The sequence below is a fragment of the Nocardia sp. PLKS1-43 genome (genome assembly GCF_059510335.1).
Genome location: NZ_JCAJZQ010000003.1, coordinates 83,138 through 96,034, shown reverse-complemented (window position 1 = coordinate 96,034; position 12,897 = coordinate 83,138). Strand labels below are relative to the sequence as shown.

Sequence of the window (12,897 nt, the reverse complement as noted above, 5' to 3'; positions counted from 1 at the left end):
TTTCAGGGTTTGCGTCCGACCGCGCCGTATGCGTCGAGTGGTTCGTCTGTCCCGATCCGCCGTATCGGCCGCCAGTCGGTGATCGGCACCATCCCCGGCTCCACCAGGTCCAAACCCTCGAAACATTCCGCGAGCTGCTCCGGACTGCGCAGAATGTAGGGCACACCGCCGGACTCGACGAGCTTCTGGCCACCGGCCAGAACCGCGTCGCCGGTGTCGGTACCGTCCCAGAGCACCAGATGGCTTCCCGAGCTCATCGGCGCGATCATGCGGCCGACGACGTCTCGCACCACCGCGAAATCCGGTTCGTAGCCCATAACCCCCATGAACAGCACCGCCGTCGGCCGGGAGAAGTCCAGCACTCGCGACGCCTGCTCGAGGATCAGATCCGGGTCGTGGTAGTCGGCGGGAACGTAGGTGGTCACGCCCTCGGGGCTGGTGTTGGTCAGCAGCGCGCGGGCGTGGGCGAGCACCAGGGGGTCGTTGTCCACGTAGACGATCCGGGATTCCGGTGCGATGTGCTGGGCGACCTCGTGGGTGTTCTGCATGGTCGGCAGGCCGGTGCCGACATCGATGAACTGCCGGATCCCGGCCTCCCCGGCCAGGTAGCTCACCACCTGGATCAGGAACTCCCGCGACAGCTTCGCCATCCGGACGATGTCCGGATACACCTCGGCAACCGCATCGCCGGCCGCGCGGTCGGACGGGTAATTGTCCTGCCCGCCCATCCAGTAGTTCCAGATCCGCGCCGCGTGCGGCGTCTCGATGTCGATCTCCACGATCGGCTCGCCCTCTTCGCCCATCCTGATCCCCTACCTCGGTCGTCGGTTGTGCCGCGCCCCCGCCGAGCGATCGCGCCCGGACCTCGCTTCCGATCGTACGCAACAACGTCTCCCATTGCCGCACAACGGATCTGAAAACGGTGCGAGCCCAGGTGGAAGGGGTGCGGGCGACAAGCCCCCTCGCCTGCCCACTCTGAACTCCTGCACTCTGGAACGTCGGTCGAATGTCCAAATCGACTGCGCGACAACGGTTCCCGCGAAGATCGCGTAGTGTGATGACACCTCGTTTCGAGGGGCGGAGGACCAGGTCCTACTCCGCGCCCAGAGGGGAGGTGGTGGGGAATGGCGAAACATCGTCGCGCAAAGAGCAAGGCCCCGGTCGACTACGGCATCATGCTTGTCTGTGCTGCCGTAGGCGCCGGGGCGCTCGAAATGGTCCGCTGGTTCATCCGGCGGGCTAGCTGACCCACCAGGTGGGGCGTCGCTGCAACGGCGTCCCACCGCCAGCATCACTGACGTGACGTCTCAACTCTAAATTATCCCCCGGCTGCGCGCCACCATCCACGGTCGAGATGTGCACGCGGCCATCCGGCGCCGCCGCCGGTAAGCGACGACTTTAGTCCCTCGCCCAGTTCGGGCGCGCGGCAGTAATCTTTTAGCATCCTTTCTCCGACGGCGTGGAAAGGGTTCCCGCCCATACAGCTTGGTGATCTTGGGTCCTTCCGGCGCAGGTCGTGTCGGGGCGAACTCTCACAAGGCGGGCACCTCGATTGCACAAGGGCGGCTCGAGGGCATGGCCGACCGGCCGCGGCCAGGCTCATAGCTATTGAACAGCGCTCGTAAACCGAAGGTCCGGCAGGACCTTCGGCCGAGAAGACATCGAGGTATGGACCATGTCAACGAAAATGATCAAGACCGTGGCCGCGACCACGATCGCCCTGCCGTTGCTCTTCGCAGCAGCTCCGGCCGCGTCCGCGGCCACGACGGTAGCTCAGCCCGTCACTTCGTCGGCGCGAACGGCTACGCCCGTGGGCGGCGGCGGGTCGGTGGTTCTGTGCTTCCCATTCGGCAGCGTCGTCTTGTGCATCTGATCCGAACCCGCCATGGGAAGGCCTCGGCCCCCGGCCGCTGAGGTCGGGGGCCTTGTGGTGAGCTGTCCGCCGAGCGCGGCCGCGGCCACCGGACGACCGTGGCTCCGCCGATCGCGAGCCGGTCCGCCGGTGCGGCGCCATCGCCACCGCGCGCAGCCCTCGGCGTTGATCACAGTGCGCACGGCAAAGAAGAAGGCCCCCGACCATGTGGACTGGTCAGGGGCCTTTCCCGTGTCTCCACACACGAGTCGGGGTGGCGGGATTTGAACCCACGACCTCTTCGTCCCGAACGAAGCGCGCTACCAAGCTGCGCCACACCCCGTGATGCGAACCTGGAGTAGCTTACAACAGAGCGGGGTCAGACGTTAAATCGGCAGGTCACTTGGGCTGGATGGGGCGGATGCTGGCGAGAATCCGCTGGGCGGTGGCCCGGTCGATCGAGCGGGCCACGCCGGTGTCGGCGGCGATGGTGATGACGAAATTGCCGTTCTCGTTGGGGAAGGCGAAGGTGTAGACGGCGTAGGTCTTGGCGCATCCGGGAGCCGGTGGCTTGAATGTGCCATCGGTTTCGGCGAACGAGCCGTGTAACTGGCCGTCCAGCGAGGTGAGCGGTTCGGCCTTGCCGGGGGTTGTGCCGGTGGAGGTGGCCCAGCCGATCTTGGCCAAGCGGGTGCCGATGTCGACCGCGGCCACCGCAGGATCCGCTTTCGCCGACATCGTCAGGAATGCGTTGGTGCGAATGTAGTTGGGGCAGTACCCCTTACCGTCCTGGACCAACCCGGCGATCTCGACGGTGTTCGGCGCCGTTCCCCATGTCTTCGTGCCGTTCGGGTCGACCTGCCACTGTTTGGGCACGTCGAACGCCGCGCCCCGTTCCGGAACCTGGACGACCTGATAGCCCGGGATCAGCGACGGTAGTCCGGCCACCGTGGTCGGTGCGGCGGTCTCGGCCGGAGTGGCCAGCGGCGCGGCGCTCGCCCCGGAACTCAGTGCGCTCACCGTGGAGGTGGAATCGTTCGAGTGCCGGCCGGTCAGCAGCAGAGTCGCCCCGATGCCGAGGATCACAACGGCCGCCGCGCCGAGTCCGGCGAACAACCATCGCTTGCGCTCGCGCGCCGACAGCGGGCGGTCGGCATGTTTGGCCGCGGCGTCGGTGGGGTCATCGGTGGTCGGGCGGGAGTCGGGCGCTTCCTGGCGATGGGCCGAATCATCCTGTCGTGCAGCAGAATTCGCCGCACCACTCGCGGAGTCCGGACGGGTTCCGGACTGCTCCGGCGCGCCCAGCTGCCACGCTTGCTCCGGCTGGCGCGCACCCTGATCCGCGAGCGGCTGCCGCTGCATCGGACTCGTCGGACCGCCGTGCGGACGCCCTCTGCCGACCGGCTGCGGAGGCTGCGCGGGCGGCGGGCCGAGGTCCTTGTCCGCGCCCGAGCGAGGTCGGCGCGCCGGTGAAACGTTCTGTTGCGGAATCGGATTCGTCCGAGCGTCGGGCCCGGACCGGCCGTCCGTGGCGTACTGCGCGATCTCCGGTGACAGCGCGAGCGGCTGTTGCCCGCCGGCCGGGCCCTGCTGCCCGAAACTCAGCTGCTGGAAGGCTTCGGTCTGCGCGGAGTCGGCCGGAACGTCCTGGCGCCCAGGCGGGTTCGCATCGTTGCGGGACGGCTGGGCGCGTGCCGCGGCAGGCGGTTCGGCCTGCGGGATCGCCTGAGTACGCGAGTTGTCGGCCGGTGGTCCGGCCTGTGGGATCGCCTGCGTCCGCGCGGCCTCGTTCGCCGCGCGGATATCGATCATCTCGGTATGCGCCGTATCGGCGGGCGAGGTCGGATGGGGAAGATCCAGCCCACGCAGCACCGAGGCCTGCTGTGACCGGGGCCGGTCCTTCGAGGAGGACCGCTCGCCGGAATCATCGCTCGTCGAACTCATAGATCACCCTCGCCCCTGACGTATCGGATCGGCGCGAGCAACCCTAACGCGCCACGGCCTCCGAAGCCGACACCCCGTGGCCGCTGTCGGCCGCGGGACGCTGCGGCGGGGCCGCGACCAGCGTCAGCAGAGTGGCCTCCGGGCGGCAGCAGAACCGGTACGGCGCCCACGGCGAGGTGCCCAGACCGGCCGAGACGTGCAACCGGGTGTGCGCGCCCCAGCGCGAGGCGCCCTTGACCCGGGAACGGTCGATCCCGCAGTTGGTGACCAGCGCGCCGAATCCCGGCACACACAGCTGCCCGCCATGGGTGTGCCCGGCCAGCACCAGGTCGTAACCGTCGGTGGCGAACCGATCCAGCACTCGCGGTTCGGGGGAGTGGGTGAGTCCGATGCTCAACTCGGCCAAGGGGTTCGGCGCACCGGCGATGGTTTCGTACCGATCGCGCCGCAGATGCGGATCGTCCACGCCGCCGGTCGCGATCTTGATTCCGCCCACCTCGACGTCGCGCCGCACGTGGGTCAGATCGTGCCAGCCGCGTTCGGTGAAGGCCGCGCGCAGATCCTGCCAGGGCAGCGGATCGCCGTAGACGCGCTTGTGGTTCTTGTTGAAGTACTTGAACGGGTTCTTCGGCACCGGCGCGAAGTAGTCGTTGCTGCCGAACACGAACAGACCCGGCCGGGACAACAGTCCGGACAGCGCCTGCACCACCGCGGGAACCGCACGCTGATGGGCGAGGTTGTCGCCGGTGTTGATCACCAGGTCGGGGTCCAGACCCTCGAGCTCGCGCACCCAGGCCTGCTTGAGCTTCTGGCCGGGGGTCATGTGCAGATCGGACAGGTGCAACACTCGTAAACTCGACGAGCCCGGTTGTAGCACCGGCAACGTGGTCTCACGCAGGACGAAGGCGTTGCGTTCGATCAACGTGGCATAGCCGATTCCGGCGACTGCGGCCCCGGTGGCCCCCAGCGCGGCTCGTCGGAATGCGGCAGACGAGAGTACGGGCATTCGATCAGGATAGGCGAGATACGTGCGGAATACCGAGTGTGATTCCGCACAGCGTCACATCCGCGCCGCGGCAAAAGTACTGGGAGTAGCCTGCCGGACCCGATAGCGTGTGCGCTATGTCGGAACTCAAATCCAAGCTGCGGGCCGATCTGACCACCTCCATGAAGGCCAAGGACGCCCTGCGCACGAACACTCTGCGCATGCTTTTGGCGGCCGTGCAGACCGCCGAGGTCGCCGGTAAGCAAGCGCGCGAACTCTCCGACGCCGACGTCATCGCGGTTCTGACCAAGGAGGCCAAGAAGCGCAACGAGGCCGCCGTGGTCTACGAGCAGGCCGGTCGCGGTGAACTCGCCGCCAACGAGCGCGCCGAAGAGACGATCATCGACGAATACCTGCCCACCCAGCTCACCGACGCCGAGGTCGCCGATATCGCCGACACCGCGATCGCAGACGTCGCCGAGCAGAACGGTGAGCGGCCGGGTATGCGGCAGATGGGCCAGGTCATGAAGATCGCCACCACGCTGGCCGCCGGTCGCGCCGATGGCTCGCGGCTGTCCGCGGCGGTCAAGGCCAGGCTGTAATTTTTGCCTCCGCTCCGCTCCGGCTGTTCGCGGCCCCCAGGGGTCTCACCGTTCGGCCCCGTGTCGGGCACTCGTTCCTCGCACCCGCCACGCGTCCGAGCGGCGAGACGGGCCGCGAACCGTGTGGGATCGGCTGCGGTCTAGCTTCGGCCCTCTGACACACTTCGGGCGGACCCGCGGATCAGGGGGTCCGCCCGAAAATGTGCCCTGACGACTATCTCGGCATGGGAATCGGAATGGGGATGGGTGGCAGCCGCGGAATCGGAATTCCGGGCACGCTCGGCACCTGCGGCGTGCCCGCCTGCGGGATCTGGCGTTCGGTGCCGTCGCTGAGGTAGAGCGTGATCACCGAGCCGGGGATCGCCGATCCGTTGGGCGAGGTGCCCTGCACCGTGCCCTTGGCGGCCGAGCCGGGCTGGGTCACCGCCGACACCTGGAAGCCCGCGCCGATCAGCGCCGAGGTCGCTTCGGCCTGGGTCATGCCCGTCACATCCGGAATCTGCGAATTGTTCGACCCGCGAACGTATTTGTCGTCCAGCGGCGGAAGCACCGACGGCGGGAAGTTGCCGAGCACCGGTTTGACGCCCATGAACCAGCTCCGGGCCGGTTCGTTACCGCCGAACAGGTTTCCGCTGCTGCAGTTGCGCAGCGGGAACGAGCAGATTTCGTCGGGCGTCGGCGAGTCGCCGTAGATGTACGCGGCGCCGGCCATCGAATTGGTGAAGCCCAGGAAGGCCGACGACCGGTTGGTCTCGGTCGTACCCGTCTTCGAGGCCACCGGAACGTTCCAGCCCGCCGCGTGCGCCGAGGCCGCGGCGGTACCGCTGGTGGCGTCCTGGCTCAGCGCGTTGGCCAGGGTGTGCGCCAGGCCCGGATCGATCACCTGCTCACAGGCCTGCTGGGTCAGCGAGACAGGTTTGCCGTTGCGATCGAGGACCTGCTTGATCGGCGAAGGCGGGCACCACTTTCCGCCCGAGGCCAGCGTGGCGGCGACATTGGACAACTCCAGCGGGTTCACCGCGACCGGGCCCAGCGTGAACGAACCCAGATTCTGCTGCTTGAACATGTCGGCCATGCTGGTGTTGCCGTGTCCGGAGGTGCCGGCCTTGGCGTATGACCGCAGTCCGAGGCGAATTGCCATATCGACGGTCGGCGTCACCCCGACGGCCTGGATGAGCTTGACGAACGCGGTGTTCGGCGACTGGGCCAGCGCCTCGGTCACCGACATCGGCGACCGGTAGTTGCCGGCGTTCTTGACGCAGTACGTCATCGCCGGGCACCCCGGCGTACCACTCGAACCCATGCCCCTGGCCGCGTAGAACGAGGGCACATCCAGTTTGGCGTCGATTCCCAGGCCCTTCTCCATTGCCGCGGCCGTGGTGAAGATCTTGAAGATCGAGCCCGCGCCGTCGCCGACCATCGAAAACGGTTGTGGCTGAACGGTTTGATGGATGTTCGCGTCCAGACCGTAGGTGCGGCTGGACACCATGGCCAGGACGTTGTGCGAGTCCTGACCGGGCGCGATGATGCTGGAGACCTCGGCGATATCGGCCAGGTTCGGGTTGGTCATCGCGTTGATCGCGGCCTTCATCGAATTCTGCACGGCCGGATCGAGCGTCGTGCGGATCAGATAGCCGCCCTTGTCGAGCTGGTCCTTGCTGATGCCCGCGTCCTCCAGATACTGCATCGCGTAATCGCAGAAGTAGCCGCGATCGTCCGCGGCGATGCAGCCGTTGGGCAGGCCCTTCGGTTCGGGCAGCACGCCCAGGGGCGTCGCCTTGGCGGCGCGGAATTCGGCGGCGCGATCGGGGATGTTCTGAATCATCGTGTCCAGCACGGTGTTCCGGCGCGCGAGCACTTCCTTCTCGTTGGTGTACGGGTTGAAGTGCGAGGAACTCTGCACGATACCGGCCAGCATCGCGGACTGCGCGACGGTCAGATCCTTGGCGTCCACGCCGAAGTACGTCTGCGCGGCGTCCTGGACGCCGTACGCGCCGTTGCCGAAGTACACCAGGTTCAGGTAGCGGGTGAGGATCTCGTCCTTGGTGAGCTGCTTGTCCAGCGTCAGCGCCAGGCGGATCTCACGCAGTTTGCGTGCGGGAGTGGTCTCGATGGCCGCGCGCCGTTCGGCATCGGTCTTGGCGACGACCAGGAGCTGGAAGTTCTTCACGTACTGCTGGTCGATCGTGGAACCGCCCTGCTGGACCTCGCCGCTCGAGGTGTTGCGCAGGAACGCCCGGAAGGTGCCCTGCCAGTCGACACCGTGGTGCTGCAGGAAGCGGCGGTCCTCGATGGAGACCTGGGCCAGCTTCATGTTGTTGGAGATCTTGTCGCTGGGAACCTGGAACCGGCGCTGGTCGTACAGCCAGGCGATCGGCGCGCCGGTGGCGTCGACCATGGTGGACACCGCCGGCACGGTGCCTTCCAGTACTTCCGCCGAGACGTTGTCCACGGCGTCGGCGGCGCGGTTCGAGATATACCCGAAACCACCGGCGAGCGGGAACAACAGCCCGGCGATCAGAGCGGCCGCCAGGATGCACGCCCCGGCCAGTCTGGCGAGCGTTTGTGAGATCGGCACGCTCCAAGACTAAATGCAGTGCCTCGGAGCGAACGTTGCGCGGTGCGGGCCACCGGCTCTCGCCCAGCTCGGGACGTGCATCTCGTCACATGCGGGCGCGTCGCCCGGAGAAAAGCCTGGCGTGTCGCCCAATTCGTTCAGACTGCCCGGTTTTATGTCGCTTTTGCATGGACGGTCGTACCAGAAAATCGGGGCACGGTCTTGCGCTACGCCCATACCTTTACCTAGATTGAGAACCCAGTGTGATAGAGCTAACACTCAAAGTGGAATGTGGTGCAGTTCGCAGCGGGGTTGGGTTGCTGCGGACTGCACGCGATTCCGGAGCGCCGTTGACCCGGTGTTCGGACTGCAAAGGGGCACACCAAATGCATATGACTACCCCCATCGCTCGATTGGACGTGGAGCAGGCCGAAGCAAGGATCGCCTGGGTCTCCCAGGCCCGATGCAAGGAAGTGGACCCCGACCAGCTGTTCGTACGCGGCGCCGCGCAGCGCAAGGCGGCGACGATTTGCCGGCACTGCCCCGTGCTGATGGAGTGCGGTGCCGACGCCCTGGACAATCGAGTGGAATTCGGTGTGTGGGGCGGGATGACCGAACGGCAGCGGCGCGCGCTGCTGAAGCAGCATCCCGAGGTGACGTCCTGGGCGGAGTTCTTCCGCGCTCAGCGCAACCAGAAGGTGGCCATCTAGGACCTTGCCGACAACGGACCGAGCCCGCATCCGCGGGCTCGACCCGTTTCCGGGACCGGTCGGGGGACTCCGGCGCCGGCTTCCGCCGCATCGCACCGAGTGTGCCGCTCAGGCGGTGTGGGCCCCGGTCGAGTCGAAGAGCTGATCGGCGACCGCGCGCAACGCCCGCAGATCCGAGACCTCGAACGGCAGCGCGCTCACCGCGACGATCGGCACCCGGGGGTGCGCGCCGGTGAACCGGTGCAGCAGATGCTGTTCGCGCTTGGCGGTGGTGGCGCGGTGCGCGTGAATGCGAAGGACATCCGCCGCCAGCGCACGCGGATCGGAGGTCGTGTCGTCGTCCGATTCCGCGCTGACCGTCCCGCCGGGCACGCCGTTGCCGGTCGCGGGGGCGAGGCGGTCGGAGGCCGCGGCGGCCTGTTCGGCCGACAGCGAGCACAGCACCGGATGCGTCCGGTTCAGGACCAGTCCGGCCAGCGGCATCGCGTCGGTGGCGAGCCGATCGACGAAGAACGACGCCTCGCGCAGCGCGTCGGGTTCGGCCGCGGCCACCACCAGGAAATGCGTCCCAGGCCGGGACAGCATCGCGTAGGTGCGGTTGGCCCGATCCTGGAAGCCGCCGAACATCGACTCCAGCGACTGCAGGAACAGTGACGCGTCCTTGAGCATCTGGCCGCCCACGATCGTGGACACGCCGCGCACGGCCAGGCTCATCGCGCCGGTCACGAACCGGCCGACGCCGCGTCCGGGGGCCATGATGACGCGAATCATCCTGCCGTTCAGGAAGTTTCCGAGCCGCTTGGGCGCGTCGAGGAAGTCCAGCGCGTTGCGGGAGGGCGGGGTGTCCACGATGATCAGATCCCACTCCTTCCGGCCGACGAGCTGCCCCAGCTTCTCCATCGCCATGTACTCCTGCGTTCCGCCGAAGGAGGAGGCGACGGTCTGGTAGAAGGGGTTGGCGAAGATCTGCTCGGCCTTGTCCGGGGTGGTGTGCTCGAGCACCATCTCGTCGAAGGTGCGGCGCATGTTCAGCATCATCGCGTACAGCTCGCCCTTCGCCTCCGGGCCCAGTTGCACACGTTGCGGGCTGTTGCCCAGATCGCTCACGCCCAGCGATTGGGCCAGGCGACGGGCCGGATCGATGGTCAGCACGACGACCTTGCGGCCGGTTTCGGCCGCACGCAGGGCGATGGCCGCGGCGGTGGTCGTCTTGCCGACGCCGCCGCTGCCGCAGCAGACCACCACGCGGGCCGAGGGGTCCGCGACGATCTTCGCGATATCGACATGCGCGGCGGTATCCGGGATGGTCATCAGCGAACTCCCTGAGTGCTCAGATGTTCGGCCAGCTCGTACAGGCCGCCCAGGTCCATGCCGTCGGGCAGGGCGGGCAGATACAGCCGGGAGATGTCGACCCGGGCCAGTTCGGTCGCGCTGTCGTCCTGGGCGCGCAGGGTCGCGCTGTGTTGCACGGTCTCCTGCACGATTCCTTCGAAGTCGTTGTCGGACAAGATGATTCCCGCTTCGTGCAATCCGGTGCGCAGGGCCTCGACGTCGAGGTCGCCATCCGCGGCGCGGGCGCGCATGGTGGCGGGCAGAAAACCCTCGGTGGCGCGGTTGACGATCACCGTGCCGATGCGGAAGTCGGCCTCGGTGAGTTCCGCGACCGCGTCGGCGGTCTCCTGCACCGGCAGCGCCTCGAGCAGGGTCACCAGGTGGACGACGGTCTGCTCGGAGTGCAGCAGATTCGACACCCCCTCGGCCTGCGAGGCGATCGGACCGCCCTTGGCCATATCCATCATGGCCTTGGTGACGTCCAGGAATCCGGCGATGCGGCCGGTCGGCGGCGCGTCGACCACGATCTCGTCGTAGACCGGGCGGGTGCGGTTGCCGACCCCCTCGGTCCGCACGGCGCATTCCTTGATCTTGCCGGTCAGGATGACGTCCTTGAGACCCGGCGCGATCGTGGTGACGAATTCGATGGCGCCCATCCGGCGCATCGCCCGGCCGGCGAAGCCGAGGTTGTAGAACATGTCCATGTACTCGAGGAAGGCGTGTTCGATATCGAGCGCCAGCGCCATGACCTCACCGCCACCGTCGGCGGTCGCGATCTTGGTCTCGGTCGGCGGCAGCGGCGGCAGATCGAACAGTTGCGCGATGGACTGCCGCCCCTCCACCTCGACCAGCAGCACCCGGCGGCCACCCGCCGCGAGCGCCAGCGCCAGCGCCGCGGCCACCGTCGACTTCCCGGTACCGCCCTTACCGGAAACGTAGTGCAGCCGGGCCTTGTCCGCCCGCTCCGGCCAACCTAACTCGGGCCCCGCTTCGCTGGAAACGGGCGCTGCTATCGGTGCTCCCACCTTCGCGAGCCTATAGGCCGCAGCGAAAAAGCCACCAAGGGATACACCAACTGTCTGGTACACCACACGGCTGTAATTTCGCCCTCCGCTTCGTCCGGCAAGTTCGTGACCTCCTGAGGTCCCATCGGCAGGTGCCGTGTCGGGTACGCGTTGCTCGCACCCGGCATCGGATTGCGGCGAGCCCAAAGGTTCTTGCTGCCGGGTTGCGCGGATAGTCTCTGGCGTATGAGTGATGTGACGCAGTGGGAATATGCGACCGTGCCGTTGCTGACGCATGCGACGAAGCAGATTCTGGATCAGTGGGGTGCGGACGGCTGGGAGCTCGTCACGGTGCTGCCTGGGCCGACCGGTGAACAGCACGTGGCCTACCTCAAGCGGGTGAAGGGCTGATGGCACAGCTCTGGCGGGAGAATCTGACCCGGCTCGGCCTCGAGGTGCCCGCGGTGACCGCGCCCGCGGGCGTGTACGTCCCGGCGGTGCGCAGTGGATCGTATGTTTACACCTCCGGCCAGCTGCCGTTCGTCGGCGGTGAGTTGTCGGCCGTCGGCAAGGTCGGCGCCGAGGTGAGCCTCGAACAGGCCAGGCAGGCGGCCCAGTTGTGCGCCCTCAACGCGCTCGCGGCGGTTCACGATCTGGTCGGGCTGGACTCGGTCGTGCGAATCGTGAAGGTTGTCGGATTCGTCGCGTCCGCACCGGGATTCAACAATCAGCCGCAGGTGATCAACGGCGCCTCGGAACTGCTCGGCGAGGTTTTCGGCGCGGCGGGCGCCCACGCCCGCTCCGCGGTGGGCGTTTTCGAACTGCCCGCGAACACTCCCGTCGAGGTGGAGCTCATCGCCGAGGTGAGCTGATCGACGGTGCGGTCGGAGCCGAAATGCGGTAAGCAGAAATGAGATTCGCGCCGAGCGAGGCAGAAGGACACGGCAATGACGCTCACCCATCCGGCTTACGGGCAATTGCGGACGGTCACGCCGACCGCATCGGTACTGCTGGCGAACAACCCCAATCAGATGACCCTGCAGGGCACCAACACCTGGATCCTGCGCGCCCCCGGACGATCCGATTGCGTCGTGATCGATCCGGGGCCGAAGGATCGCGAACACAGCGCCGCGATCGCCCGGGAGACCGGCGGAAATATCGCCCTGACCCTGATCACGCACCACCATCACGACCACACCGGCGGTATCGATCGGCTGACGAAGCTGACCGGGGCCACGGTGCGGTCGGTGGATCCGGAATATTTGCGCGGTTCGGTCTCGCCGCTGCGCGACGGTGAGGTCATCGAGGCGGCCGGGCTGCGCATCACGGTCCTGGCCACCCCCGGGCACACCACCGATTCGGTGAGTTTCGTGCTCGACGACGCCGTCCTCACCGGCGACACCGTGCTCGGCAGCGGGACTACCGTGCTCGAATCGCGCGACGGCGCGCTGGGCGACTACCTCGCCTCGATGAACCGTCTGCTCGAAGTGGCTCCGGGCCGGGCCCTGCTGCCCGCACACGGACCGGACCATCCCGAGGCCGAACCTGTGCTGCGCTACTACATCCAGCACCGCCAGGAGCGCCTGGACCAGGTACGTGCCGCACTGCGCGAACTCGGCCCGAACGCCAAACCGCTACAGATCGTCGCGAAGGTCTACGCCGACGTGGACAAGAAGCTGTGGCCCGCGGCCCGCAGTTCGGTCAAGGCTCAATTGGCCTATCTGCGCAGCCGAGAGAACTGAGCGACCACTCGGGGTCCGGACGACCCCGGACAATGCCTGGTGAACCTCGTTCCGGTACCTCGGGCGCACCACACGGCAGGTCTTGCCGTTCGGACGCGTGGCGGGTGCGAAGAACGAGTACCCGGCACGGGACCGAACGGCGAGACTCCAGGGGCGAATACGGCCGACG

General features: G+C 67.3%; 12 protein-coding genes and 1 tRNA gene. 6 read left to right on the top strand and 7 right to left on the bottom strand.

All coding sequences use genetic code 11. The features are described 5' to 3' along the window. Nucleotides 1-2 precede the first annotated feature (2 nt). A complete protein-coding gene (locus tag AC5WS7_RS12340) occupies nt 3-803 on the bottom strand; it encodes an SAM-dependent methyltransferase (RefSeq protein ID WP_495954593.1) in 801 nt (266 codons plus the stop codon). An 872-nt stretch (nt 804-1,675) separates the two neighbouring features. Between AC5WS7_RS12340 and AC5WS7_RS12335 the strand changes: the two genes are divergently transcribed. After that, a complete protein-coding gene (locus tag AC5WS7_RS12335; protein ID WP_495954592.1) occupies nt 1,676-1,873 on the top strand; it encodes a hypothetical protein in 198 nt (65 codons plus the stop codon). A 248-nt stretch (nt 1,874-2,121) separates the two neighbouring features. Here AC5WS7_RS12335 and AC5WS7_RS12330 read toward each other — a convergent pair. The 3 genes from AC5WS7_RS12330 to AC5WS7_RS12320 form a co-directional block, all read right to left on the bottom strand. Further along, nucleotides 2,122-2,195, bottom strand: a tRNA-Pro gene (locus AC5WS7_RS12330). Nucleotides 2,196-2,251: 56 nt separating this feature from the next. Beyond that, nucleotides 2,252-3,796: a DUF8017 domain-containing protein gene (locus tag AC5WS7_RS12325; RefSeq protein ID WP_495954591.1), complete on the bottom strand. Its 1,545-nt coding sequence runs from the start codon at nt 3,794-3,796 to the stop codon at nt 2,252-2,254. 43 nt (nt 3,797-3,839) lie between these two features. After that, nucleotides 3,840-4,802: a metallophosphoesterase gene (locus AC5WS7_RS12320; RefSeq protein WP_040817765.1), complete on the bottom strand. Its 963-nt coding sequence runs from the start codon at nt 4,800-4,802 to the stop codon at nt 3,840-3,842. Nucleotides 4,803-4,918: 116 nt separating this feature from the next. On the opposite strand from AC5WS7_RS12320, the gene AC5WS7_RS12315 reads away from it, so the two are divergent. Next, entirely contained in the window at nt 4,919-5,383 is a 465-nt protein-coding gene (locus AC5WS7_RS12315; RefSeq protein WP_495954590.1) for a GatB/YqeY domain-containing protein, read from the top strand. Between the two features lie 214 nt (nt 5,384-5,597). Here AC5WS7_RS12315 and AC5WS7_RS12310 read toward each other — a convergent pair whose 3' ends face one another. Beyond that, entirely contained in the window at nt 5,598-7,961 is a 2,364-nt protein-coding gene (locus AC5WS7_RS12310; protein WP_495954589.1) for a penicillin-binding protein, read from the bottom strand. Between the two features lie 365 nt (nt 7,962-8,326). Between AC5WS7_RS12310 and AC5WS7_RS12305 the strand changes: the two genes are divergently transcribed. After that, complete coding sequence (locus tag AC5WS7_RS12305; protein ID WP_153408015.1) at nt 8,327-8,650, top strand: WhiB family transcriptional regulator; 324 nt, start codon at nt 8,327-8,329, stop codon at nt 8,648-8,650. A 108-nt stretch (nt 8,651-8,758) separates the two neighbouring features. Here AC5WS7_RS12305 and bagB read toward each other — a convergent pair whose 3' ends face one another. Together bagB and bagA are read right to left on the bottom strand one after the other, a co-directional pair. Beyond that, nucleotides 8,759-9,961 carry an ATPase BagB gene (gene bagB / locus AC5WS7_RS12300; RefSeq protein WP_495954588.1) on the bottom strand — a complete coding sequence of 401 codons (1,203 nt, stop codon included), beginning with the start codon at nt 9,959-9,961 and terminating at the stop codon, nt 8,759-8,761. Further along, on the bottom strand, nt 9,961-11,007 hold the full coding sequence (gene bagA / locus AC5WS7_RS12295; protein ID WP_495954587.1) for an ATPase BagA: 1,047 nt from the start codon (nt 11,005-11,007) through the stop codon (nt 9,961-9,963). Before bagA ends, bagB begins: the two co-directional genes overlap by 1 nt. A 225-nt stretch (nt 11,008-11,232) precedes the next feature. Between bagA and sp36 the strand changes: the two genes are divergently transcribed. From sp36 to AC5WS7_RS12280, 3 genes are all read left to right on the top strand, one after another. Continuing rightward, entirely contained in the window at nt 11,233-11,397 is a 165-nt protein-coding gene (sp36, locus tag AC5WS7_RS12290; protein ID WP_085997622.1) for a Sp36 family protein, read from the top strand. Continuing rightward, nucleotides 11,397-11,858 (top strand): RidA family protein, encoded by a 462-nt coding sequence (locus tag AC5WS7_RS12285; RefSeq protein ID WP_495954586.1) that lies wholly within the window; start codon nt 11,397-11,399, stop codon nt 11,856-11,858. Before sp36 ends, AC5WS7_RS12285 begins: the two co-directional genes overlap by 1 nt. Before the next feature lie 75 nt (nt 11,859-11,933). Then, the gene (locus AC5WS7_RS12280; RefSeq protein ID WP_495954585.1) at nt 11,934-12,728 is read left to right on the top strand and encodes an MBL fold metallo-hydrolase; all 795 of its coding nucleotides are present in this window, start codon (nt 11,934-11,936) and stop codon (nt 12,726-12,728) included. The last annotated feature ends 169 nt before the right edge of the window (nt 12,729-12,897 follow it).